The following is a 24,612-nucleotide window of genomic DNA, read 5'->3' as shown; positions in this document are numbered from 1 at the left end:
CGGGGTCGGTTCGGGCTTCAGTACGCTTTTGACCCGAGCGGCCGATCGCTCGGGTATGGACGGAACCTTCGACCACGTGATGATCCGCGTCGAGGACCTCGAGGAGAGTCTCGACTGGTACCAGACGCACCTGAACTACGAGGAGAAGGGCCGCTGGGAGGCGGAGACGTTCACCAACGTCTTCCTCGGGCCCGAGGACGTCCACGAGGACGGTGCCCTCCTGGAGCTCACCTACAACCACGACGGCCGCGAGTACACGATGGGCGACGCCTGGGGCCACATCGCGGTCCGCGTCCCCGAGGACGCGCTTCAGGAGTCGTACGACCAGCTGATGGAGGAGGGCGTCGAGGACTACCGCGACCCCGAGTCCTGCGGGAACCGCTACGCGTTCGTGAAGGACCCCGACGGCCACGAGATCGAGATCGTCAAGCGCGACCACGGCGCGAAGTGGAGCATCGATCACACGATGGTCCGCGTCGAGGACGCCGACGAGGCGCTCGGCTACTGGACCCGGAAGTTCGAGTACACCGAGGTGCCCGGGCGTTGGGAGGCCGACACCTTCTCGAACTACTTCGTGGCGCCGGAGGACGCCCCGGAGGAGGCGATGAAGCTCGAGCTCACCTACAACTACGACGGCCGCGAGTACACGATGGGCGACGCCTGGGGCCACGTCGCGGTCCGCGTCGACGACCTCGACGACGCGTGGGACGCGCTCTTGACCCGCGAGGCGCCCGACTACCGCGACCCCGCCTCCTGTGACCACAACTACGCGTTCACGAAGGACCAGGACGGCCACGAGGTCGAACTGGTCACTCGGGACTGACTGAATCTCGCGAGAAACCGGCCGACTGTTCGCACCCGAATTTTCCGCGCGCGTCCCGAGACCGTCAGTTCGCGGACTCGACGCCCGTGACCTCGAACCGCGCGCCGCCGGCCTCGCTCTCGACCGCCCGCACCGACCAGCCGTGCGCGTCGGCCACCTGCTCGACGATCCGCAGCCCGAACCCGGTCCCCGACTGCGAGGTCGAGTGGCCGGCGTCGAACACCGCCTCCCGCCGGGCCGGGTCGATCCCCGGCCCGTCGTCGGACACGTAGAAGCCGTCGGGGAGCGTCCCGACCGTGACCGTCACGTCCCCGCCGCCGTGTTCGACCGCGTCGCCGGACTCCGTCCGGCTGTCACCGGGCGGAGCCTGGTTGCTCGAGGGACTCCGTCCCTCGCTGCCCGTCGAGCCGTGCTCGACGCTGTTCCGGATCAGGTTCTCTAACAGCTGTTTGAGCCGCCCCTCGTCCGCCACGACGGTCCCTTCGGCCTCGTTGCGCAGCGTCGCGCCCCTCGTGTCAACGGTCCGCCAACAGGAGCCGACGACGCGTCCCAGGTCGACCGGCTCGGCGTCGGTCACGGGGTCGCCCTCGCGGGCGAGCGTGAGCAGGTCGTCTATCAGCGCGGTCATCCGATCGTGCGCGCGCTCGACCGCCGTCAGGTGCTCGCTGTCGCACTCCTCTCGGGCCAGCTCGGTCCGGCCGCGCGCGACTTCGAGCGGGTTCCGGAGGTCGTGTGACACCACGCCCGCGAACTCCTCTAAGCGGTCGTTCTGGTGCTCCAGCTCGGCGGTCCGCTCGGCGAGCCGCCGGGTGCGCGCCTCCGCCTGGAACGCCGTCTCGGCCGCGGTCGCCAAGATCCCGGCGAGGTACTCGTCGACCCCGTCGAACACCCCCGGCTCCGTCTCGCCGATCGCGATCGTCCCGTACTCGCCGATCGGGACGATCAGGAGGCTCCGGAGCGCCGTGTCGGCGTCGAGCGCGTCCGCCGCCCGGATGTCGTCGTACATCCGCGTCTCGCCGGCCTCGAACGCCCCCCAGTTGAGGCTCCCGCCGTCGGGCGTGAACGTCTCGCGGTCCGGCAGCAGCTCCTCGGCCTCCGGCGAGACCGCCGACGGAACCAGTCCGCCCGCCGCCTCGTCGTGGACCCGGACGGTGACGATCGAGAACCCCAGCACGTCGGTGGCCGCCTCGACCGCCCGCTCGGCGATCTCCTCCCGGGACTCCGCTCGCACGAGCGTCCGGGTGGCGCCGTGGAGCCGCTCGACGCGGCTCTCCCGCTCGATGCGGTCGAGCGCCGCCTCGAGGTGGCCGGAGAGGATCTCGGCCACGAGCACGTCCGTGTCGCTGAAGACGTGCGGTTCCGGGGCGGAGACGACGAACAGCCCGTGGCCGCCGATCGGGCGCAACACGAGGCTCTCCGCGGGCGAGGCCTCGTCGAGGGACTCGTACGACGACAGCTCGTCGATGACGACCGACTCCTCGCCCTCGAAGGCGTCCCACGCCAGCGCCGCCCGCGTCCCGGGCGGCTCGTCCCGGTCGTACGCCGGCTGCGTCTCGAACATCGAGGGAACCGACTCGCCGAGCGCGGCCGGTTCGAGGCGGTCTCCGTCCTCGGTGCGCAAGTGGATACCGCTCAGGCCGGCGTCGATCAGGTCGTCGACCGCCTCGACCGCCAGCTGGGCCGCCTCGTCGGTGGTCCGGGTGTAGTTGAGCTCCCGGGTCCACTCACGGAGCCGGGCGAGCGTGCGCTCGCGCTCCTTCCGCGCGGAGACGTCGCGCGTGGTGACGACGTACCCCTCGACCCCGTCGGTCTCGATCCGATCGCTGCCGACCGATTCGAGCCAGCGGTACTCCCCGTCGGCCGTCTCGAACCGGTACTCGGCGGTCGGCGGGTCTCCGCCCGCGCGGACGTCGCCGAACGCCGCCTTCACCGCCTCCCGGTCGTGCGGGTGGACGTAGTCCAACGACCGCTCTCCGATCAGGTCCGACGGCGCGTGGCCCGTCACGCTTTCACAGGAGGGACTCAGGTACCGGAACCGCCACTCGCTCGACAGCACCGCGACCACGTCGCCGGCGTGTTCGATGAACGCCCGGTGTCGGTCGCGCTCACTGTCGTCGCGGATCACGCCGACGAACTGCCGCTCGCCGTCCGCCGAGAACTCGCCGTACGATACGGACACCGGGATCTCCCGGCCGTCGCGGTGGAGCGCGTTGAACCGAACGTCCGACCAGTCGACGCCGCGTTCGCCGGAGGCGAGGTATCGATCGACCGCCTCGCGGTGGTCCTCGCGGTGTCGTTCGGGCATCAGCGTCGTCAGGGGCTCCCCCTCCAGCTCCGACGGTTCGTACCCGAACACGGACTCGACGGCCGGGTTTGCGAACCGGATCACGCTGTCGGTGTCGATCGACAGGATCGCGTCCGACGCCCCTTCCGCGACCGCGCGGAACTGGCCGATCGCTCGCTCGGCGTCCCGTTCAGCCCGGCGCTTCTCGACGGCCTCGACGATCCGGTTCGCCAATCGCTCGTACCGCTCCGTGCCGCCCCGCTTCTGGAGGTAGTCGGTGACGCCGGCGGAGATCGCCTCGCTCGCGACCTCCTCGCTCCCCCGTCCGGTAAAGAGGATGAACGGGAGCTCCGGGTAGCGTTCGCGGACCGTGGCGAGGAACTCGAGCCCGTCTGTTCCGGGCATCTCGTAGTCGGAGACGACGCACTCGACCTCGCGATCCGCCAAGACGTCGAGCCCGGCGGCCGCGTCGAGCGCCGTCTCGACCGCGATCCGGTCGGCCTCGCGCTCTAAGTAGGAGGCGGTGACCGCGCGGAGGTCCGGGTCGTCGTCGACGAGGAGGACCGGAATGCGGTCGGACATATGTCCCGACTACCGACGACCCGGATATAACGGTTTTGGCGCTGACATGCTCGTCACCGGGATACGTCCGAAGACCGGGAGCCGTTTCGACTCGCGGACCCGTTTGTCGGGTCCCGCGCTCAGCTCTCGCCCGCGGGCCGGAAGACGACGAGGCGCTCGCCGTCGGTGGCCCGCTCGCCCACGTCGACCGCGACAGAGTCGCCGATTTCGACGTCGGGCGTCGCGTCGCTTCCGCGGTCGCCGTCGCGGACGATCCCCGTCAGCCGCGTCGGGCCGAACTCGACCACCGCCGTCGCGTACGGCGCGTCGTCCGCGAAGCGCGGCGACGGGACGTGGACGACGCTGTACGTCTCGACGGTCCCCGTCTCGTCGAGGGGCTCCCGCGAGAGGTCGGCGGCCCCGCACTCGGGACACACCCGACGCGGCGGGAGCGAGCCGTGGCCGTCCGAGCAGACCAAGGCGAACCCGTCGCCGTCGGCGAGCGCGTCGAGCCAGTCGGCGTAGTCGCGGTCCGCCGGGACCGCGTCGTCCGCCGGGTCCGCGCCGTCGTCGCTCATTCCGCCACCTCCAGCACGTGGACGACCGCGCTGGCGACCGTGCCGCCCGCGTTGTGCGCGACGCCGACCGCCGCGTCCGGGACGCGGTCGCTGTTGGGGTGGTCGCCGCGGAGGAGCCGGGTCAGCTCCGCGATCTGGGAGCCACCGGTCGCGCCGACCGGGTGGCCCTTCGCCTTCAGCCCGCCCGAGAGGTTCACCGGGAGGTCGCCGTCGGCGGTCGTGACCCCCTCGCGGGCCGCCGTTATCCCCTCGCCATGCTCGAACAGGCCCAGCGACTCCAGCGCCAGCACCTCGGCGATGGTGAAGCAGTCGTGGACCTCGGCGAGGTCGACGTCGGCCGCCTCGATTCCGGCGTCGGCGTAGGCCGCGTCGGCCGCGTCGGCCGCGGCCGGCGTTCGCGCGAGGTGCTCGCGGTCGCCGAGCGCCATCCGGTCGGTGCCCTGTCCGGTTCCGGTCACCGCGACCGGGGCGTCGAGGTCGTGACGCTCTGCGTACTCCCCGGAGACGAGCACGAGCGCGCTCGCGCCGTCGGTTATCGGACAGGCGTCGTAGAGGTGGAGCGGCTCCGCGACCGGCGGGGCGTCCATCGCCTCCGCGACGGACACCTCCTTTCGGTATTGGGCGTACTCGTTCGGCACGGCGTTTTCGTGGTTCTTCGACGCGACGTGGGCGAGGTCCTCGCGGCTCCCGCCGTAGGCGTCGAAGTACGCGTTCGCCATGAGCGCGTAGGCCCCCGGGAACGTCACGCCCGCCCGCACCTCGAAGAGGTCGTCGGCCGCGATGGCGAGTCCCTCCGTCACCTCGTCGGTCGGGAGGTTCGTCATGCGCTCCATCCCGCCCGCGAGGACGACGTCGGCGTCGCCCGCCGCCACCGTCCGGACCGCCTCGCGGACCGCGACGCCGGCCGACGCGCACGCCGACTCGTAGCGCGTCGCCGGGCAGCGGACCCCCGCGGCCTCGGCCATCAGCGGCGCCTGATGGCCCTGGTGCTCGGCGAGCGCGCCCATGAAGTTCCCGTAGTTCAGCTCCTCGACGTCGGCCCTGTCGACGTCGGCGTCCTCGAACGCCCGCAGCGCGGCCTCGCCGAACAGGTCGCGGCCGGTCCGTTCCGGGTGGCTGCCGAAGGGAGTGAGCCCGACCCCGGCGACGCGTACGTCTGTCATACACGAACGATGATCGGGGATACGGTTTATCTTTGCCGGAAGCGGGGGTTCCGGTCGGCCGAGGCGAGAAGGGACGCGGCGAACGAAAGCGGTGCGAGCCGTCGCGAGTCGGTCGGTCGCGGCCGCGCTCAACCGATATACCGGAGGTCGTCGTCGGGCACCGCCGGCCCCTCTTGCATCTCGCGGATCTTGCCGACGACCTCCTCCATCTCCTCGGCGCGGTCCTCTAAGCTCTCGTAGTCGACGGACAGGTCGAGGACGGCCTCCAAGACCTCCAGTACGGCGCGCGCGCTCTTCGGGTCGACGAGATAGCCGCTCGTCTCACCCATCAGGCAGGCGGCGTCGAGCCCGCGGCGGCCGCCGAGCCCCAGCACGAGGCCGGAGACGCCGACGATTCCCCCCGCCGGCTCGTCCGCGCGGAACTCCACGCCGGCGTCTTCGAGGTCGTCGGTGAGGTCGCCGTCCGAGACCGCGCCGAGGACGGTGTACTCCTCGACGAGCTCGCCGGTGGGGACGCCGCCGAGCGCGAACGCCCGCTCGGCGCCGAACGATTCGGCGATGTCGAGGAACGTCGAGGTGAGCTTGTAGTGGCCCGCGTTCGACCCGGCCTGGTGGTCGCCGGTCAACACGAGCAGGTCGGCGCCGTCGGTCTCGACGGCGTGGAACTCGGCACAGGTCAGCGCCGCGACCCCCTCGTCGTCGACGTTCACCTGCGGCGGGAACTCCGTGGCGTACACCCGGCGGACCAGCTCCCCGTCGAACTCTTCTAACAGGTGTTCGGCCGCCAGTTTCCCCACGTGGCCGACGCCCGGCAGCCCCTCGATCAACACCGGGTCCGTAAGCTCCGGCGTCGCGACCTCGTCTATCTCGATGTCCTCCATACCCCGTCCGTCCGGGCGGCGGTCACAAGAGCGTGGCTATTCGGACGGCTCGGGATCGATCGCGTCAGACGGGAGCCCGCCGCGCCGTCGGCCGGTCAAATGCTACTCCGACCGCCGGCGCGCGCGCCGGCGGTACTCGCCGTAGGGGTCCTCTGGGCCGAACGGGGCCGGCGCGCTGTTCTCGGTCGGGCCGTCGCACGCCGGACAGCGGTCGCCGAGCGCGTACACCGGTCGGTCGTGAGCGGTCTCCCAGTTCGCGCAGACGCGGATATCTGATTTCACGGTAAAAGGATCGCGGGTCGAGCGGCTCGTAGTTACTCGTCGTCTTCGCGTCGCTCGCGGTGGAACTCGCCGACGCCGCCGGCGGCCTCGATCGACTCGCGGGCGCGCTCGGCGGCGGATTCGAGTTGGCTCTCCGCGGTCTTGTAGTCCGGCGCGCGGACCTTGATACGGTACTCGGGCGAGCCGACGTAGCCGACGTCGAGCTCGACGCCGTCCGGGACCTCGCCGTTCCCCTCGGCGGCGGCGAGCGCGTCGCGCACGTCGTCGACGCCGTCCGGGGCCGCCGACTCGAGGTCGACGTACCCCGTCACGTCGACGTACGGGACGGAGACGTTGTCGCGGGCGGCCGTGACGACCGCGTCGGCGGTGTCGTCGTCGACGTCGACGTCGTCGAGCGCCTCGTCGCCGCTGATCGCCGCGGACTCGAAGGCGTCGTAGAGGCTCTCGTACTCCGCGAGGAGGGCGTTGGCGACCGCCGTGTAGCGGTCGTCGTCGACGTCCTCGCCGAGCGCGATGAGCATCCAGTTGTCCGCCTTCTGCGAGTTCTTCCAGTCCTGGATCGTCTCCTTGCGCTGGTGCTCGTTGACGTCTTTGATCGAGAGGTCGATCTGGCTCGACGACTCGTCGACCTCTAGCACCTTCGCGACGACCGTCTGTCCCTCGCGGACGTGGTCGCGGACGTTCTTGATCCAGCCGGAGGCGACCTCGCTGATGTGACAGAGGCCGCGCTTGTCCTCGTACTCGTCCAAGTCGACGAAGACGCCGAAGTCGGCGATCTCGTCGACGTCGCCGACCACCAGCTCGCCGGGTTCGGGCCAGCCGCTGTACTTCATGACGGAGCGGTGAGGCGGTTACCGCGCCTCAACGGTTTCGACGATTTCGCCGTGAAGCTCCGCCTCCCCGCCGGTGGGGGTCGCGAGGGTCGTGCCGCAGACCGCACACGACACCGTCGCGGAGGCCTTGCCGAAGACGACCTGTTCGTTCTCGCAGTCGCCGCAGGCGACGCGGTGGAAGTCTCCCGCCATGCTTACTCCTGGAACGTGAGACGGCCGGCGCGCCATCCCTCGCGCATGTGGGCCTTTCCGCAGTCGCCGCAGCGGTACTTCAGGTGGGTCTTTTTCGTCGGCTTGTCGCCACCGGGCACCTTCGAGTACCCGCCGGCGTTGCCGATGGTCGCGAGCGCGCGGCGTCGCTGCCGAGCGTCGCGTTTCATTCCGGTCGCGCGACCCGATCGAACCTTCTCCACCTCGTGCTCCTGATGGGAGTCACAGTGGGGGCAGTACGTGTTGAAGCGGCGTGGCATTTCCATGGATATCGACCTTGAGACGCGGTTCGTCGCCGACGCTTAAAACGGGTTTGGTCTGGGGCGCCCGCGAGCCGGCGTGCGCGGCGGCTCGCGTCTCCGTCTCCCGTCTACTCTTCCCACTCCGCGACCGCGCGCACCGGAGACCCGTCGGCGCCGCGCAGCCGGAGCGGGAAGGCGTACAGCCGGAATCGTTCGGGGAGCCCGTCGAGCCCGCGGAGGTTCTCGACGATCGGGAGCGACTCTCCCAAGAGCGCGTCGTGAGCCGGGGTTCCGGTCGGTTCGTCGCGTTCGTCCGAGGCCGCCGGCTCGCCGCCCTCATCCGACTCCGCGTCGACAGCGGGCGTCGGGTCCGGCCCGTAGGTGTCGAGGCCGATCCCGACGCCCGCCGCCCGACAGCGCTCGGCGGCCGCAGCGGTCAGGTACGGGTGATCGCGGTACCGGTCGGTCCCCCAGTGCGACTCCCAGCCCGTCCGGAGGACGAGGAGGTCGACGTCGGCGTCGAGATTGCTCGGCTCGGACAGCGCAGCGGGGGCGATCGGGTCTCGCGGCCCCAACGGCCGGACGTCGACGAGGCGAGCGTCGAACGCGAATCGCCCGACGCCTCGCTCGTCGATCGCCTCGCCGTCCGGAAGCGTGTGCTTCGGCGCGTCCACGTGGGTTCCGGCGTGGGTGCCGGTCCGGAGTTCGCTCGTCGCGTAGCCGTCGCCCTCGTGGGTCGCGTCGGGCGCGAGGGTCACGTCGGGGTCGCCCGGGTAGGTGGGCATCCCCGTCGCGATCGGGTGCGAACAGTCGCGGAACACGGCCGGCGGTCGGGGCGCGGCGCGGTTAAGTCGGTCGCTGGCGACCGCTCCGCGCTCCGCGGGGGCGTCGGGCCGGGGTCGCCCGCCGAGGTTCCGCGGCCCGAACGTATTTCCTGCGCCCGCGGCTGGATGTGTTCATGTCGGAACTGCCGCTCGACGCCTACTACGACCTGACCCAGGTCGGCGAGGTCGCCGTCTCCCCGACGGGCGATCGCGTCGCCTTCACCGCGACCGAGTACGACCAGGCCGCCGACGAAGCGGTCTCCTCGCTGTTCGTCGTCCCCACCGACGGCTCCCGCGAGCCGCACCGCCTGACGAGCGCTTCGGGCGCCTCCGCGCCGACGTGGGGCCCCGACGGCGACCGACTCGCGTTCGTGGCCGCCCGCGAGCGCGACGCCGAGCGCCGAGTGGGCTGGCGGGACCGAGACGAGGAGGACGACGGGGAGCCCGAAGACGATGACGCCGAAGAGGATGAAGGAGACGAGGACGAGGACGAACCCCTCGGGAACGGCGACGAGGAGCCGAAGCCGCAGGTGTGGATCTTCGACCTCGCCTTGGGCGGCGACGCCCGGCAGATCACGGAGCGCGACGAGGGGGTCGCCGGCTTCGACTGGTCGCCCGACGGCGACCGCCTGGTGATCGAGTCGCGCGACCCGACCGACGAGGAGTCCGCGTACCTCGATCAGGTGCGCGAGGAGGGCGGCCCGATCGAGACGACCCGGCTCCAGCACAAGGTGAACGGCGCCGGCTGGACCGACGACGTGACGCGCTACCTCTTCGTCGTCGACCTCGACGACCCCGAGAGCGACCCCCGGCGGCTCGACGACGCGTACGGCGGCGGTGCCTTCGAGGACCTCGCCGGCATGGACCCGGCGTGGGGCGAGGGCGGCCGGATCGCGTTCACGTCCTGTCGACTGGACCGCCCCGACGACACCACCGTCCGCGACCTCTACGCGGTGTCGCCCGACGGCGGCGACGCGGAGCGACTCACGGACGGCGACCTCTCCCACGGCGCGCCGGCGTGGCGTCCCGACGGCGACGGGATCGCGACGGTGGCGAGCGACCCCGACGACCCGCCCGCCCCGGCGGAGGTGTACCTGATCGGAGCGGGCGCCGACGACGGTCCCGTCTCGCTCACCGCCGACCTCGACCGGACGGTCGCCCGCGGCGGGGGGCCGGTGTGGATCAACGGCGCGCTGTACGTCCGGATCGCCGACGAGAGTCACACGCGGCTGGTCCGCGTCGAGACCGACGGGACCGCAGAGCGCGTCTTCGAGGCGCAGGGCCGCGACCGCGCCATGGCCGGGTTCGACGTCGCCGGCGACGGCTCGACCGCGGTGACGGTGCTCTCGGACCCGGAAGACGGGAGCGACCTCTACGCAGTCGACGGTGAGGATCTCGACGCGTCTTCCGAGCCTGACTCCTTCCGGCGACTCACTCAGGTCAACGAGTCGCTCGTCGACGAGTTCGCGATGCCGGCCGCCGAGCGCGTCGAGTGGGAGTCCGACGGCTGGACGCTCGACGGCGTGCTCTATCACGACCCCGAGATCGACCCCGCGGACGGCGACCACCCGCTGGTGGTGGCGATCCACGGCGGCCCGATGTCGTACGACGAGCCGGTGTTCAGCTTCGGGCACGCCGCCCTGACGAGCCGGGGGTACCTCGTCTTCCGGCCGAACTACCGCGGCGGCACCTCCCGCGGCCGGAAGTTCACCGCGGAGCTGACCGGCAAGTGGGGGACCGCCGAGGTCGACGACATCGCAGCGGGGGTCGAGTCGCTCGCGGAGCGCGGCTGGGTCGACCCCGACCGCGTGTTCGGCCACGGCTTCTCGTACGGCGGCATCGCGCAGGGGTTCCTCGTCACGCAGGAGCCCGACCTGTTCACGGCGGCGGCGCCGGAGCACGGCATCTACGACCTCCGCTCGGCGTTCGGCACCGACGACACCCACGTCTGGCTGGAGGCCGAGTTCGGGCTCCCGTGGGAGAACCCCGAGGCGTACGACTCCTCGACTGCGGTCCTCGACGCCGGGAACATCGAGACGCCGCTGCTGGTGATGGCCGGCGGCGAGGACTGGCGCTGCCCCCCCTCGCAGTCGGAGCAGCTGTACGTCGCCGCCCGCAAGCGGGGGATCGACGCCGAGCTGGTCGTCTACCCCGACGAACACCACAACATCGGCGACCCCGACCGCGCGATTCACCGGCTAGAGAAGATCCTCGACTGGTACGAGACGCACGACCCGGCGGTCGAGGCGGAGGGCGACGACTGAGCCGCCGACCCGACGACTGAGCTGCCGGCGGGCGGCCGACGGTTGAGGCCGCCGCGAGCCGGAGTTCAGTGTTCGACGAACTCGACGAGCACGCCGCCCGTCGACCGCGGGTGGCAGAACGCCACCTCGTGGCCCCACGCGCCGGGGCGCGGCTCCTCGTCGACGAGGTCGATGCCGAGGTCGCGCGCGTCGTCGAGCGCGGCCGGGAGGTCGTCGACCGCGAGCGCGACGTGGTGGACTCCGGGCCCCTCGCAGTCGAGGTAGTCCGCGATCGTTCCGCCGGCGTCCGGCTCGAGCAGCTCGAAGTAGCCGCCGCCGTCGAGTTCGAGGAAGACAATCCGCATGTCGTCGAACGTCTCCTCGTGGGCGACCGGCGCGTCGAGCAGCCCGCCGAACAGGTCGGCCAGCGCGGTGGCGTCGCGCGTGGCGACGCCGACGTGGTCGAAGCGCATACGTTCCGGATCCGGCGCCGTCGACTTATAACGTCCGCGGGCGGCGCGACTCCCATTCCCGCCCCGCCGATATCCAAAGGTTTGGGTGAGCCCCGGGAGAACTGCGTCCAGACCAGTGAGCGACTCACAGACCGACGCGGCGACGGAGCAGATGTCGTCACGGAACATCCTCGGTTCGCTGCTCGAGACCGGGCTCCACGAGATGAATCGGGAGCGGTCCGGCCTGCTGCTCTCGGGGCTGTCCGCGGGGCTCGATATCGGATTCGGGCCGCTGATGATGGCTGTCGTGTTGACCCTCTCGCCCGGGACCTTCGGCGACCTTTCGACGGAGCTCCTGCTGGCGAGCGTCTACTCCATCGGCTTCATGTTCGTCATCCTGGGCCGCTCCGAGCTGTTCACGGAGCACACGACGCTGGCGGTGATCCCGGTGATCGACGGGCAGGCCTCGGCCCGACAGCTGGGGCGGCTCTGGGGGCTCGTGTACGTCGGCAACATCGTCGGCGGGCTGTTCTTCACCCTCCTCGTGACCCTGCTGATGCCCGAACTCGGCGTCGTCGACCCGAGTTCGTTCGAGACCATCGCGCTGAAGCTCGTCGATCACGACCTCCCGTGGCTGTTCGTCGGGGGCGTCTTCGCCGGGTGGCTGATGGGGCTGCTGGCGTGGCTCGTAACGGCAGCCCAAGACACGACCGCGCGCATCCTGCTCGTGTTGATCGTCACCGGCACGATCGGCCTGCTCCACCTCCCGCACTCGGTCGCGGGCAACGTCGAGGTGCTGTTCGGGCTGATCGTCTCGTCCGCCATCTCCCCGGCGGACTACGTCGCGTTCCTCGTCTTGGCGACGCTCGGCAACGCCTTCGGCGGCGGCGTGTTCGTCGCGCTCCTGAAGTACGGGCACGTGGTCCGGGGCGCGAACTGAACGCGCCGGCGGGAAGCGTCCGCGTCCGGAGTCGAATCGCGAAGCGTCCGCGTCCGGAACCGAATCGCGGGGCGTCCGCGTCCGAAACCGCGGTGCGGTCACGGCGGCCCGTCCGGAGCGGCCGGGTCAGAACTGCGTCACCTTCGACTGGATACGGCCGTCGTCGACCTCGTCCGGCCCCTCCGCGAGGTGGCGTGCCAGCTCGTTCGACGATACCTCCTCGCTCCGCTGTAGGTACGCGATCTCGGTGAGCGACAGCTCCTCGCCCGTCCGGAGCTTCCTGCGGAGCCCGTCGGCGGAGAGGCCGTGATACGTGACGTCGAGGTCGACTGAGGCGGCCCTGTCCTGTCCCGCCTCGGCGACGTTGATCGCCTCCGTGAGCACGTCTTCGAACCGGACGCCGGCGTCGTCGGTCGCCCGGTAGTAGAAGGCGACCGCCGCGACCAGCGCGTCGAACGCCGCGACGCCGTCGATCTCGTCGAACCGCTTCCCGAACACCAGCTCGCGGTCGCGGTCCGAGAGCGCGTCCACGAGGAGTTCAAGGTCGAAGGTGGCAGCGAACACGCGGTCCCGTATCCGGGCCCGGGCGTTCCGTTCCGCCTGTGCGCCGGAGAACTCCCGCTCTCCGCGCAGGTACTCTCGGTCCGCCGGGCTCAGAATTCCGCGCTCGCGGTCGATCTCCGACATACTCTGTATTCGATTATAGAATATATACTATATATAAATTTGTAATCTGTTTCTGATTATAAACTCGGAGCAGCGCACGAATACTTATTAGCCAGACCGGCGGCCGTTACATCATGTTCGAAGCCACGATCCGAGCGGACAGGCTGGCAGACGCGGTCGACGCGACGGCGGCGCTCGTAGACGAGTGCCGCCTGCGGCTCGATGAGGAGGGCGTCTCCATCCGGGCCGCGGACCCCGCAGTGGTCGCGATGGTGGAGGTCGAGGTCGACGCCGACGACTTCCACTCCTACGCGGCCGACGGCGAGGTAATCGGCGTCGATTTGACGCGCCTCGAGGACCTCGTGCGGGTGTCCGACGACGACGACCTCGTCCGGCTCAGACTCGACGCGGAGCGCCGCGTGCTAGCCGTCGAGGTGGAAACGCTTTCGTACTCGCTCGGCCTCATCGACCCGGACACGGTCCGGGAGGAACCGGATCTCCCGGAGCTCTCGCCGCCGGCAGAGGCCACGATGTCGGGGGCACAGCTCGACCGCGGCATCGCGGCCGCGGACATGGTCGCCGACCACCTCCGGCTCCGAGTGCCGGAGTCGCGCCGGTCCCTGCGGATCGAGGCCGAGGGCGACACCGACGACGTGACCGTCGAACTGGGTCCGGAGGACCTGATCGACTTCTCGCCGGGCGAGGCGGACTCGCTCTACTCGCTGGACTACCTCAAGGAGATGAACCACGCGATCCCGAGCGACGCGTCGGTCACGGTCGAGATGGGGACCGAGTTCCTCGTCCGCCTCGCGTACGAGGCCGCCGAGGCGGGACCGCGGGTTTCCTACCGGCTCGCGCCGCGGATCAGCACGGCCTGAGGCGGTCGACTCCCGCCGCCCGTTGGCCGGGGGTCACCGTCCCGGCTTGTACTCGCCGAACTCGTCGCGGAGCACGTCGGATATCTCCTGGACCGTCGCGTACGCCTTCACCGCGTCGACGACGTGGGGCATCACGTTCTCCGTCCCCCGCGCGGCCTCGCGGAGCCCCGCGAGCGCGTCGTCGACCGCGTCGTCGTCGCGATCGGCTTTCACCTCGTTCAGGCGGTCGCGCTGGTTCTGCTCCTGTTCCGGGTCGACCTCTTCTAAGTCCATCTCCGGCTCCTCGTCGACCTCGAACTCGTTGACGCCGACGATGATCCGCTCGCCCTCCTCGATCTCCTCTTGGCGCTCGAAGGCGACGTCCTGGATCTGCCGCTGGACCCACCCGCTCTCGACGGCCTCCAGCATGCCGCCGCGGCGGTCGACCTCTTCTAAGATCTCGAACGCATCCTCTTCGATCCCGTCGGTGAGGTCCTCGACGTAGTACGAGCCCGCGAGCGGGTCGATCGTGTCGGCCGCGCCCGACTCGTGGGCGAGGATCTGCTGGGTACGGAGCGCGGTGCGGACGGACTTCTCGGTCGGGAGCGCGAGCGCCTCGTCTTTCCCGTTCGTGTGGAGGCTCTGGGTGCCGCCGAGGACCGCCGCGAGCGCCTGATACGAGACGCGGACGACGTTGTTCTCGATCTGCTGGGCGGTGAGCGTCGAGCCGCCGGTCTGGGTGTGGAACTTCAGCTGCTTCGATTTGGGGTTTTCCGCGTCGAACCGCTCTTCCATGATCTGCGCCCACATCCGGCGGGCGGCGCGGAACTTGGCGGCCTCCTCGAAGATGTTGTTGTGGGCGTTAAAGAAGAAGGAGAGCTGCGGGGCGAACTCGTCGACGTCGAGCCCGGCGTCGAGCGCGGCCTCGACGTACTCGATACCGTCGCCGAGGGTGAAGGCGATCTCCTGGGCCGCGGTCGAGCCCGCCTCCCGGATGTGGTACCCCGAGATGGAGATGGTGTTGAACGAGGGGGTCTCCGCAGCGCAGAACTCGAAGATGTCTGTGATGAGCCGCATCGACTGCTTCGGCGGGTAGATGTAGAGGTTCCGCGCGATGTACTCCTTCATGATGTCGTTCTGGATCGTCCCGCGGAGCTGGTCGCGCGGGACGCCCTGCTCGTCGCCCATCGCGACGTACATCGCGAGGAGGACCGCGGCGGGCGCGTTGATCGTCATCGAGGTGGACACCTCGTCGAGCGGGATGCCGTCGAACACCGTCTCGAAGTCGTCTAAGGTGTCGATGGCGACGCCCGAGCGCCCCACCTCCCCCTCGGCCATCGCGGCGTCGGAGTCGTACCCCATCTGCGTCGGGAGGTCGAACGCCATCGAGAGGCCGGACGACCCCTCGTCGATAAGGTACTGGAAGCGCTCGTTCGTCTCCGCGGCGGTGCCCATCCCGGCGTACTGGCGCATCGTCCATAGGCGCCCCCGGTGCATCGTCGAGTAGACGCCGCGGGTGTACGGCTCCTCGCCGGGGTAGCCGAGGTCCTCGCGGTAGTCCACCTCGACGTCCGCAGGGGTGTACAGGGGGTCGACCTCCTGACCCCCGGTGTCGGTGGTAAACGTCTCCTCGCGCTCGCCGAATCGGTCGACCGTCTCGCCGTAGGTGCCGTCCTCCCACGACTCTTTGGCCTCCCGGATCGCGGCGAGTTCCTCAGGGTCGTACATTATCGAACCGGTCGACCGAGCGGGACTTAACAGTTTTCAGCGCGCTGGCGATCGGGGCGGCAGCGATCGGGGCGCCAGCGGCCGGGCGGTCGGTCCGCCGTCCCGATTTAAGTATCACGCGACCGAGGCGCCGGTATGGACGTGCTCACGGACCCCGCGCGTCGGTTCCTGACGGCGACGGCGCCGGACCACACCGAGACCCAGGCGGAGATGGCCGCCCTCGCCGACGAGTGGGGATTTCCGATAATCGGCCCCGAGGCGGGGGCGGTCCTCCGGCTGCTCGCGCGCCTCACGGACGCGGACCGCGTCTTCGAGTTCGGCTCCGGGTTCGGCTACTCCGCCACGTGGTTCCTCCGCGGCGGCGCCGAGAGCGTGGTCTGCACCGAGTTCGACGCCGACGAGGCCGAGCGCGGCGTCGCGTTCGCCGCCGACGGCGGCTACGCCGACCGGGTCACCTTCGAGGTGGGGGACGCGATGGAGACCATAGACCGCTACGACGGCCCCTTCGACGTGGTCCTGATCGACCACCAGAAGGGGCGGTACGCCGACGCCTACCGGACGGTCCTCCCGAAGGTCAGGTCCGGCGGCGTGATTGTCGCCGACAACGTCACGCGCGGCCCCATCGACTCCGAGGCGCTCGTCGCGCACTTCGAGGCGGGCGAACCGCTCCCGGACGACGCGGTCGACGCGGAGACGCGCGGCATCGGCGAGTACGTGGGCACCGTCCGCTCGGACGACGCCGTGGAGACGGCGATACTCCCCGTCGGCTCCGGGATCGCCGTCTCGACGGTCCTCCGGTGACACCGAGCGAAACGGTTACCATGTCGGATATAAAACATCAATCCGGATGAGCGGAGGGACCGAAGTCGGCGAGGCGGGGGACCCGAACGGGCGGGCAGCCGTCCGCGTGCTCGTCGTCGACGACGAGCCGGGGTTCGCGGACGTGGCGGCTTCGCTTCTGGAGTCGCGCGACGACCGGTTCGAGGCGACGCCGGTCGAGAGCGCGGCGGCCGCGCTCGACGCGCTGTCCGACTCCGCGTTCGACTGCGTCGTCTCCGACTACGAGATGCCCGAGACCGACGGCGTCGAACTGCTCGAGACCGTCCGCGAGCGACACGGCGACCTCCCGTTCGTGCTGTTCACCGGCGAGGGGTCCGAGGCGGTGGCCAGCGAGGCGGTCTCCGCGGGCGTCGACGAGTACCTCCGGAAGGGGGCGGCGTCCGACCAGTACGCGCGGCTCGCGGCCGCGGTCGACCGGGTGGTGTCGCGGACGCGAAGCGAGAGTCGGGCCGAGGAACACTTAGAACGCGTCTCCGACGCGTACTGCGAGGTCGACGCCGACTGGCGGGTGGCGTACCTCAACGACCGGGCGGTCGAGATGATCGACCTCGACGCGGAGGAGCTGCTGGGCGAGCGGATCTGGGACCTGTTCCCGGGGACGTCCGGTACCGACGGCGAGAGGGCCCTCCGCGAGGCCGCCGAGACCGGCGAACCGGTGCGGTTCGAGGTACGCGTCGACCGGCTCGGCGCCGATCTCATCGTGAACGCCTACCCCACGTCCGACGGGCTCGCGCTGTACGTCCGGGACGTGACGGAGGAGCGGGAACGAGAGCGGGAGATCCGCGAGCTCTCCGAGCGGCTCCGGCTGGCCGTCGAGGGCGCCGACGTCGGCGTCTGGGACTGGAACGTCCAGACGGACGAGGTCCGGTTCGACGAGCGGTGGGCGGCGATGCTCGGCTACGAGACGGAGGACCTCGCGTTCGACCTCTCCTCGTGGGAGGACCGGGTCCACCCCGACGACGTCGGCGACGCGTGGGAGGCTATCGAGACGCACTTCTCCGGCGAGACCGACGTCTACCGATGCGACTACCGGATGCGAACGAAGGGCGGCGACTGGAGGTGGATCCGCGACCGCGGCCGGGTGGTTGAGCGGACCGGGGATGGCGAGCCGCGCCGCGCCGTCGGTATCCACATCGACGTCACTGAGCAGAAGGAGCGCGAACGCGATCTCGAACGGTACCGCCGGATCGTCGACGAACTCCCGCAGTCTGTCTGCGTATACGACGCCGAGGGTCGGTTCGCGCTCGCAAACGACCACCTCGCCGAGGTGTACGACACTGGACCCGAGGCGCTCGTCGGCGAGCAGAGCCGCCTCGTCGACCGAGTCCGAGAGACCGCCGCCGGCGACCCGTTCGGCGCGCTCGTCGCCGGCGACCGGGAGTCGCTCACCGGCACGGTCGAGTTCGACCTGCCGACGAAGTCCGACGTCATCGTCGACTACGCGCTGACGGGCCTCGTCATCGACGGCGAGTTCGACGGCGTGCTCGGAATTACCCGCGACGTGACGGACGAGCGGCGCCGGCAGCGCCGCCTCGAACGCACCTCCGCACGGCTGGAGGCGCTGTTCGAGCGGTCGCCGGACATGATCGACATCCACGACGAGGCGGGCGAGATCGTCGACGCCAACCGAGCGATGACCGACACACTCGGCTATGACCGCGAGGAGATAGTCGGCATGGACGTCTGGGAGGTCGACACCGAGCTCGACCGGGAGGCTGGCGTGCGCCTCTGGAACGAGCTAGAGACGGACGAGACGGTCCGGCTGGAGACGACGTTCGCCCGGGCCGACGGCTCGAGGTTCCCCGTCGAGGTCCACGTCCGGCGGATCGACGTCCAGGGCGAAGACCGGTTCCTCGCGAGCAGCCGCGACATCTCCGAGCGCAAGGCGTACGAACGCCGGATAGAGCGCGAGAACGAGCGGCTCGACGAGTTCGCGAGCATCGTCTCGCACGACCTCCGGAACCCGCTCAACGTCCTCTCCGGCTACCTGCGGCTCGCCCGCGAGACCGGGACCGACTCGTACTTCGACCGCTGCGAGCGCGCGCTCGACGAGATGGAGCGGCTGATCGAGGACGTGCTCACGCTCGCCAAGCAGGGCGAGGCGGTCGGGTCGTTCGAGCGGGTCCACCTCGGCGAGCTGGCCGCCCGCTACAGCGACGACGCGTTCGGGTCGGCGAGCGGCGAGGACCCGTTCGGCGGCGACGGCCCGAGCGAACCCGCGGATGAGGTCCCGCCGATCGAAATCGGGATCGAGGCCGACGGCGAGGTCCTCGCCGACCCCGGACGGCTCCGACAGCTCCTCGGGAACCTGTTCAGGAACTCGGCCGAACACGGCGCGGAGCGCGTCGTCGTCGGCGACCTCCCCGACGGGTTCTACGTCGAGGACGACGGGCCCGGAATCGACCCCGACGAGCGGGAGAAGGTGTTCGAGAGCGGCTACACCACCTCCGAGACCGGCACCGGCTTCGGGCTCTCCATCGTCCAGCGCATCGCCGAGGCCCACGGCTGGGACGTCGCGGTCACGGAGGGAGAGCGCGGCGGCGCCCGGTTCGAGTTCACCGGCGTCGACCGACCGGGCCCGTCAACACAGGAGTCGGCGTCGTCGGGCGAGGCGGTCGAGCCGCGAGACTGAGCGGTCATGAGCTAACGGGACGGAGAGAGAAACCGGCAGTCGACGGAGCGGGTCGACTCAGAACGCGCCGGGGTAGACGCTGATGTCGGCGTGGAGTTCCTCGCGGAGCGCGCTGTGGACGTGACAGATGCCCTCAGCGCGCTCGGCGATGTCGGCGGCAGTCTCGTCGTCGAGGTCGGCCTCTACGTGGACGTCGAAGGCGATCGATTCGAGGTCGTCGTCGTCGTCGAGCTCGGCGCTCGCGTCGATCTGGATCGTGCCGAGGTCCTCCTCGCCGCGCTGGCTCCCGCCGACGCGGAGCGCCGGGAGGTAACAGGAGGCGTACGTGGCGACGAGCGCCGCGTTCGGGTTCGGTCCCGTCTCGTCGGTGGCGTCGATCTGGAGGTCGAACTCGCCGACCTGGCTGGTGCTTGCGTACCCTTCCTCGGAAACCGTGGACGTCTCGATATCTGCCATAGTCGACTGGTCGTTCGGTCTCGCGGGGATAAAGGCTATCGGCATCGGCACGTCGAGGACGCGCAGAGCCGCGACGCGACGTCGACCGCTTCGCGGTCAGCGACGCGTCAGTCGTCGCCGGACGCGTCCGCGGCCATCCCGGTCGCGCCCCGCAGGTCGGCCTCGATCGCCTCCAGGGTCCGCCCCTTCGTCTCGGGGACGGTGCGGTGGGTGAAGAGGAGGGCGACGACGCTACAGCCGCCGAACAGCCAGAACGTCGCCGGCGTGCCGATCCCGTCGAGCAGCACGGGGAACGAAAGCGCCACGGCGAGGTTCGCGAGCCAGTTGGCGACGGTCACGATCCCCATCGCGCTCCCGCGGACGGCGAGCGGGTAGATCTCGGAGATCAGCAGCCAGAACACCGGGCCGAGCCCGATCGCGAAGAACGCGACGAACGAGATGAGCGTGAGCGTCGCCAACCAGCCCATCCCGCCGGTCGGGTCGGCGAACTGGAAGACGAGCCCGGCGACGCCCAGCGACCCGATCATCCCCCCGGTCCCGACGAGCAGGAGGGGGCGCCGACCGACGCGGTCGACGAGGAGGATCGCGACGACCGTCATCGCGACGTTGACGGTGCCGATGGCAACCGACGCGAGGATCGACTGCGAGCTGCCGAGCGCGGTCGACTCCAAGACGGTGGGCGCGTAGTACATCACGGCGTTGATCCCGGTGACCTGCTGGAAGACCGCGAGCCCGAGCCCGACGATCAGCGCCGGACGCATCCACGGACTGAGCAGGTCGCGAACCCCGTTTCCGGACTGCGCTTCGACGGTCGCCTCGATCTCCGAGAGCTCGGACTCGACGTCGCCGTCGCGCGTGCGACGGAGGACGGCGCGAGCCTCGTCGGTCCGACCCCGCTCGTAGAGCCACCGCGGGCTCTCGGGCATTCGGGTCATCCCGACGGCGAGGACGAGGGCCGGGACCATCCCCGCGCCGAGCATGATCCGCCACGACCCGGACCCGGAGAAGGCGTAGTTGACGAAGTACGACGAGAGGATCCCGACGGTGACCATCAGCTGGTTCAGGGACGTGAGGCCCCCGCGGACGGAGGGTGGCGCGATCTCGGAGATGTACAGCGGGCCCACGATCGACGCGAACCCGATGGCGATCCCGTCGATCATCCGCCCCGCGACGAGCACCTCGACGGTCGGCGCGACCGCCATGAGGAACGATCCGAGGAAGAACACCCCGGCCGACAGGAGGATGAACCGCTTGCGCCCGATACGGTCGGACAGCTGCCCGCCGACGGCGGCGCCGGCGGCCGCGCCGACCATCGCGCCGCTGACGACGATCCCCTCCACCAACGGGCTCAGCTCGAACGTCGTGTCGATGAAGAGGATGGCTCCGGAGATGATCCCGGTGTCGAACCCGAACAGGAGTCCGTTGAGCGCTGCGAGCGCGGAGACGACGTAGACGAACCGCCCGCCCTCTCCCCGGATCACAGCCCGCATATCTGCGGTTGACATGGCGTACCAATTCGGCCCTAACCAACTTTTATTTAGAAGGCTTCTGATTTATTATTAATTTAAATATATAAAATATATTTGTGCTGCCGAAGATCTGCGGAATCTACCCCTGTGGGGTTTATATTTATTCGAATCTGAATAGTATTCTATATTCGAGCGCCCGCAACGGGCCCGTTGCGGAGCGGGACGCGCCGACCCCGGTATCGGTGCGACCGGCACACGCGGATCTCGCGTACCGGTCGCATCGTCGGGTTAAAAATGAGGCCGTCGCCCGTGTCGTCGACGGAGATGTCCGCGAGGGCTTCGCGCTACTCCAGCGTGTACGTCTCGTCCCCCTCGAGGACGACCGGCTCGGCGGCGGCGCCCGCGGCCTTCACCTCGTTGACGAACTCCTGTGTCTCGATTTCGATCGGCCCGAACGAGTCGTAGTGCATCGGGAAGACGACGTCCGCGCCCACCCAGTCGGCGGCGATGCCGGCGCCTGCGGGGCCCATCGTGAAGTGGTCGCCGGCGGGTAAGGCGGCGGCGTCCGGTTCGAGGTACGGCGCGATCACGTCGACCATCTCGGACATCAGGCCCGTGTCGCCGGCGTGGTAGAACGTGGTGCAGTCGGCGTCCGACTCCTGGGTCGGCTTCTTGTCGCCGACGACGAACCCGGCCGGCATGCCGGCCGAGTAGTCGGGGTCGTTCTCGATGCCGTTGGAGTGGTCCGCGCGGACCATCGTCACCCACGCGTCCCCGCACTCGACGGTGCCGCCGATGTTCATTCCGCCCGCGGGGAGGGTGTTCTCGAGGCCGAACTGCTCCGTGACGTAGGCGGTCAGCTCAGGGGTGGCGACCACGGTAGCGTCCTCGAACTCGGCCGCGTCCGCGATGTGGTCCGCGTGCCCGTGGGTGAGGAGCAGGTAGTCGGGGTCGAGCTCCGCGGGGTCGACGTCGGTCTTCGGGTTGTCGAAAAACGGGTCGATGAGCAGCTCCGTGTCCTCGACGACGACGTGCCACGTGGAGTGGCCGTGCCAGGTGAGTTCCATGGTCCGTTCCGTACATCTCGGTGCGCCGTAATAAAACTCGACGCCGCGGAGCCGCGATCCCCGTAGACCGGATGGATCCGCGAGCGACACGGGAGATGACGACCAATATCTCCGATCCGGCTCGTTCCGGTCGGTTCTTTCTGTCGAACGATCAGTACCAACGCAATCAGACGCAATATCTTCCCGCGAGTACACGCTTAATAACTGTATCTGCCTACAGATCTCGTGACTGTGGGGCCTCGATATGAGTCGTGAGGCGGCTGGGGATCGTGTCGGCGACGAGACGGGGAGCGACCGCTATCGCCACCTCATCGAGCACGTTCAGGACGCGGTCGTCGAGTTCAATCTCGTCGACGGTGAGCCCGTTGTCAGCGACATCAACCGGGCGTTCGTCGACGTCTTCGGCTACGACGCCGACGAGATCCGCGGCGAGCCGCTCAACGAGTGGGTCGTTCCCGACTGGCGGCTCGCGGAGGCGAAGGAGTTGGACGCGAACACAGCATCCGGCGAAATCAACTATCAGCAGGTGACCCGCGAGACCGCGACCGGACTTCGGGAGTTCCTGTACCGCGGGATCCCTTACGACGGCAGCGAGCGCGGCAACGGGGGGTTAGACGGGGGGTTCGCCGTTTACACCGATCTGACGGAGGTGTCTCGAAACGAGCGCCGCCTGGAGGTGTTGAACCGAGTGCTGCGCCACAACCTCCGGAATAGCGCCAACGTCATCGCCGGCCACACGACGCGGCTGCTGGCCGAACTGGACGGTCAGGACCGCGAGACGACCGAGGTGGCGGCGACGATCGAGCGCGCCGCCCACGAGCTCGAACGGCTGGCCGAGGAAGCCAGCCACATCCGCCGCGTCCTCGAGCATCCGACGGACGAAACGACCGACATCGATCCCGAACCGATCGTCCGGTCGGTCGTCTCGGAGCACCGCGGCCTGACCCCGACCGCGTCGATCGAGGTCGCCGACTCTGACGCCGGTCCGGTGATGGCCGACAGCCGACTGCGGTACGCGATAGAAAGCCTCGTCGACAACGCGATCGAACACAATCCGAGCCCGAAACCGCGGGTCCGCGTGCGGATCGAGGAGAGCGACGGTGCCGCGGACGCGGCGTGTGGCAACTGGGTCGAGATCCACGTCGAGGACGACGGTCCGCGGATCCCGGCTGCCGAAAGAGACGTGATCGTGGACCGTACAGGAATCACCCCGACGCACCACGGGAGCGGGCTCGGCCTCTGGCTCACGGAGTTGACCGTCGAGGCCTTTGGTGGAGAGGTGTCGTTCGGACGGAGCGACCTCGGCGGCAACGACGTTTCGATCCGGCTCCGCCGGTCGTGAGGAAGGTGGGGAATTAAGCGCCCGCCAAGTTAACGACCTGCTGATGCCCTCCGAGCGGAATGACGCCCCACCGTCGACCGACCGGTGTCACGAGTGCGATCGGGCGGTTCCCCCCAACGCGAGCTTCTGCCCCGACTGCGGCGCCGACCTCGGCGACCCCACCGACCCCGCGTACTGCGCCGAGTGCGGCGAGGCGTTCGACGACGACGACCGGTTCTGTTCAAACTGCGGCGCGTCGCGGTCGGGCGGCGGCGACAGCGCGTCCGAGCGATCGGACCGCGTCCGCCAAACGTCGAACGGCTCGGGCCCGTCTTCGTCGCGTTCGGCGTCGTCCCCGCCAGAGAGCTCGCGCGCCTTCCGTCGCCGGGTTCAAGACCACCTCGACGCGGGATGGGACATCGAACGGGACGACGGCGACCGCGTCGTCCTCGTCGACCGCGGTATCGGCTCCGTCGGCGTTCACATCCTCCTGTTCATCTTCACCAGCGGCATCGGGAACCTCCTCTACGGCTGGTGGCACTACTCGAAGCTGGCCGAGCGGCGCCGGCTCGTCCGCGGCGACGAGACGGCCGCACGCGCGCCGTCGAGTGCGGAGAGGGGAGGGACGGCCGAGACCGTCTCCGCGTACGTCCTGACCGCGCTGCTGTTGCTGATCGGGGGGTGGATCGCGTTTTTCGCGGCGACGGCCGGCTCCCCGCCCGCCGCGCTGATCGGCCTCGCGTTCGCCGGCCTCGGCCTCGGCGTGGCCCCGCCGGTCCGCCGGCGCCTCGACCGCCGTCACGAGATCACGGCGTTCGGACGCCAGAAAACGGTCGACCACCGGATCGTCCGACCGCCGGAGACCGTCGACGAGCCCTGCGTCGTCTGCGGAGAGGACTTCGAGCGGGGCCTCGTCAGGCGGCGCCGCGACGAGACGGTCGCCGCCGGCGTCCCGGTCCGCACCCACTCGATCCGCCACAACTACTACTGCGTCGACTGCGCGCAGTCCGAACTGTTCGGCGACCGACTCGACGCGAGCCAACTGTCGGAGGTCGGGTCGGCGTTCGACGAAGAAGTGTCGACATCGCAGGGGGAAGAGCCGGGATCCGACGGAGACGAGCCTCAGTCGGGAGGGAACGAGCCGACTTCGGACGGCGAGGAGTCGATACCCGAGCAAGAGGCGTCTATCCCCGACGAGATAGACTCGACCGATGAGGAGCAGGCCCTCGGCCGGAACGAGTAGCCCCGCCCCGCTTGCCT

At 69.7% G+C, this 24,612-nt stretch carries 23 protein-coding genes; 8 read left to right on the top strand and 15 right to left on the bottom strand.

Going from position 1 to position 24,612, the window contains the following annotated elements; genetic code table 11:
- The first annotated feature begins 55 nt into the window (after positions 1 to 55).
- Positions 56 to 823 (top strand): VOC family protein, encoded by a 768-nt coding sequence (locus F3H13_RS10345; RefSeq protein WP_149798956.1) that lies wholly within the window; start codon positions 56 to 58, stop codon positions 821 to 823.
- Between the two features lie 64 nt (positions 824 to 887).
- On the opposite strand, the gene F3H13_RS10340 is transcribed toward F3H13_RS10345, so the two are convergent.
- From F3H13_RS10340 to F3H13_RS10300, 9 genes are all read right to left on the bottom strand, one after another.
- A complete protein-coding gene (locus F3H13_RS10340; RefSeq protein WP_149798955.1) occupies positions 888 to 3,689 on the bottom strand; it encodes a hybrid sensor histidine kinase/response regulator in 2,802 nt (933 codons plus the stop codon).
- A gap of 119 nt (positions 3,690 to 3,808) precedes the next feature.
- Complete coding sequence (locus F3H13_RS10335) at positions 3,809 to 4,246, bottom strand: Zn-ribbon domain-containing OB-fold protein (protein ID WP_149798954.1); 438 nt, start codon at positions 4,244 to 4,246, stop codon at positions 3,809 to 3,811.
- On the bottom strand, positions 4,243 to 5,409 hold the full coding sequence (locus tag F3H13_RS10330; protein WP_149798953.1) for a thiolase domain-containing protein: 1,167 nt from the start codon (positions 5,407 to 5,409) through the stop codon (positions 4,243 to 4,245). Before F3H13_RS10330 ends, F3H13_RS10335 begins: the two co-directional genes overlap by 4 nt.
- Before the next feature lie 128 nt (positions 5,410 to 5,537).
- Positions 5,538 to 6,290: a proteasome assembly chaperone family protein gene (locus F3H13_RS10325; protein ID WP_149798952.1), complete on the bottom strand. Its 753-nt coding sequence runs from the start codon at positions 6,288 to 6,290 to the stop codon at positions 5,538 to 5,540.
- Between the two features lie 102 nt (positions 6,291 to 6,392).
- A complete protein-coding gene (locus F3H13_RS10320; protein WP_004595878.1) occupies positions 6,393 to 6,572 on the bottom strand; it encodes an RNA-protein complex protein Nop10 in 180 nt (59 codons plus the stop codon).
- Positions 6,573 to 6,604: 32 nt separating this feature from the next.
- Complete coding sequence (locus F3H13_RS10315) at positions 6,605 to 7,405, bottom strand: translation initiation factor IF-2 subunit alpha (RefSeq protein WP_149798951.1); 801 nt, start codon at positions 7,403 to 7,405, stop codon at positions 6,605 to 6,607.
- Between the two features lie 18 nt (positions 7,406 to 7,423).
- Entirely contained in the window at positions 7,424 to 7,597 is a 174-nt protein-coding gene (locus F3H13_RS10310; protein ID WP_149798950.1) for a 30S ribosomal protein S27e, read from the bottom strand.
- A 2-nt stretch (positions 7,598 to 7,599) separates the two neighbouring features.
- Complete coding sequence (locus F3H13_RS10305; RefSeq protein WP_053771189.1) at positions 7,600 to 7,881, bottom strand: 50S ribosomal protein L44e; 282 nt, start codon at positions 7,879 to 7,881, stop codon at positions 7,600 to 7,602.
- Between the two features lie 104 nt (positions 7,882 to 7,985).
- Positions 7,986 to 8,678 (bottom strand): cyclase family protein, encoded by a 693-nt coding sequence (locus F3H13_RS10300; RefSeq protein ID WP_149798949.1) that lies wholly within the window; start codon positions 8,676 to 8,678, stop codon positions 7,986 to 7,988.
- 137 nt (positions 8,679 to 8,815) lie between these two features.
- Between F3H13_RS10300 and F3H13_RS10295 the strand changes: the two genes are divergently transcribed.
- Positions 8,816 to 10,945 carry a S9 family peptidase gene (locus F3H13_RS10295; protein ID WP_149798948.1) on the top strand — a complete coding sequence of 710 codons (2,130 nt, stop codon included), beginning with the start codon at positions 8,816 to 8,818 and terminating at the stop codon, positions 10,943 to 10,945.
- A gap of 65 nt (positions 10,946 to 11,010) precedes the next feature.
- Here the strand turns inward: F3H13_RS10295 and mce are convergent, their stop codons facing one another.
- Positions 11,011 to 11,397, bottom strand: coding sequence for a methylmalonyl-CoA epimerase (gene mce, locus F3H13_RS10290; RefSeq protein ID WP_149798947.1), 387 nt, complete (start codon positions 11,395 to 11,397; stop codon positions 11,011 to 11,013).
- Between the two features lie 115 nt (positions 11,398 to 11,512).
- On the opposite strand from mce, the gene F3H13_RS10285 reads away from it, so the two are divergent.
- The gene (locus F3H13_RS10285) at positions 11,513 to 12,316 is read left to right on the top strand and encodes a formate/nitrite transporter family protein (protein ID WP_149798946.1); all 804 of its coding nucleotides are present in this window, start codon (positions 11,513 to 11,515) and stop codon (positions 12,314 to 12,316) included.
- A gap of 126 nt (positions 12,317 to 12,442) precedes the next feature.
- On the opposite strand, the gene F3H13_RS10280 is transcribed toward F3H13_RS10285, so the two are convergent.
- The gene (locus F3H13_RS10280; RefSeq protein ID WP_149798945.1) at positions 12,443 to 13,003 is read right to left on the bottom strand and encodes a hypothetical protein; all 561 of its coding nucleotides are present in this window, start codon (positions 13,001 to 13,003) and stop codon (positions 12,443 to 12,445) included.
- A 113-nt stretch (positions 13,004 to 13,116) separates the two neighbouring features.
- Here F3H13_RS10280 and F3H13_RS10275 point away from each other — a divergent pair, with 113 nt between their 5' ends.
- On the top strand, positions 13,117 to 13,860 hold the full coding sequence (locus F3H13_RS10275; RefSeq protein ID WP_149798944.1) for a DNA polymerase sliding clamp: 744 nt from the start codon (positions 13,117 to 13,119) through the stop codon (positions 13,858 to 13,860).
- 33 nt (positions 13,861 to 13,893) lie between these two features.
- Here the strand turns inward: F3H13_RS10275 and F3H13_RS10270 are convergent, their stop codons facing one another.
- Entirely contained in the window at positions 13,894 to 15,567 is a 1,674-nt protein-coding gene (locus F3H13_RS10270) for an acyl-CoA mutase large subunit family protein (protein WP_149798943.1), read from the bottom strand.
- 135 nt (positions 15,568 to 15,702) lie between these two features.
- On the opposite strand from F3H13_RS10270, the gene F3H13_RS10265 reads away from it, so the two are divergent.
- Together F3H13_RS10265 and F3H13_RS10260 are read left to right on the top strand one after the other, a co-directional pair.
- Positions 15,703 to 16,368: an O-methyltransferase gene (locus F3H13_RS10265; protein ID WP_149798942.1), complete on the top strand. Its 666-nt coding sequence runs from the start codon at positions 15,703 to 15,705 to the stop codon at positions 16,366 to 16,368.
- A gap of 46 nt (positions 16,369 to 16,414) precedes the next feature.
- Positions 16,415 to 19,039, top strand: coding sequence for a hybrid sensor histidine kinase/response regulator (locus F3H13_RS10260; protein WP_149798941.1), 2,625 nt, complete (start codon positions 16,415 to 16,417; stop codon positions 19,037 to 19,039).
- A gap of 57 nt (positions 19,040 to 19,096) precedes the next feature.
- Here the strand turns inward: F3H13_RS10260 and F3H13_RS10255 are convergent, their stop codons facing one another.
- The 3 genes from F3H13_RS10255 to F3H13_RS10245 form a co-directional block, all read right to left on the bottom strand.
- Entirely contained in the window at positions 19,097 to 19,495 is a 399-nt protein-coding gene (locus F3H13_RS10255) for an OsmC family protein (protein WP_149798940.1), read from the bottom strand.
- 107 nt (positions 19,496 to 19,602) lie between these two features.
- Entirely contained in the window at positions 19,603 to 21,000 is a 1,398-nt protein-coding gene (locus F3H13_RS10250) for a sugar porter family MFS transporter (RefSeq protein WP_149798939.1), read from the bottom strand.
- Positions 21,001 to 21,308: 308 nt separating this feature from the next.
- The gene (locus tag F3H13_RS10245) at positions 21,309 to 22,031 is read right to left on the bottom strand and encodes a metal-dependent hydrolase (RefSeq protein ID WP_149798938.1); all 723 of its coding nucleotides are present in this window, start codon (positions 22,029 to 22,031) and stop codon (positions 21,309 to 21,311) included.
- A 244-nt stretch (positions 22,032 to 22,275) separates the two neighbouring features.
- Between F3H13_RS10245 and F3H13_RS10240 the strand changes: the two genes are divergently transcribed.
- Positions 22,276 to 23,373: a PAS domain-containing sensor histidine kinase gene (locus tag F3H13_RS10240; protein WP_149798937.1), complete on the top strand. Its 1,098-nt coding sequence runs from the start codon at positions 22,276 to 22,278 to the stop codon at positions 23,371 to 23,373.
- A 43-nt stretch (positions 23,374 to 23,416) separates the two neighbouring features.
- Complete coding sequence (locus tag F3H13_RS10235) at positions 23,417 to 24,595, top strand: double zinc ribbon domain-containing protein (protein WP_149798936.1); 1,179 nt, start codon at positions 23,417 to 23,419, stop codon at positions 24,593 to 24,595.
- The last annotated feature ends 17 nt before the right edge of the window (positions 24,596 to 24,612 follow it).

Origin of the sequence: Halorubrum xinjiangense (genome assembly GCF_900102375.1) — an archaeon.
GTDB classification, from domain to species: Archaea; Halobacteriota; Halobacteria; order Halobacteriales; family Haloferacaceae; genus Halorubrum; species Halorubrum xinjiangense.
Note: the sequence above shows the minus strand (reverse complement) of the source record. Positions and strands in the feature narration are given on the sequence as shown.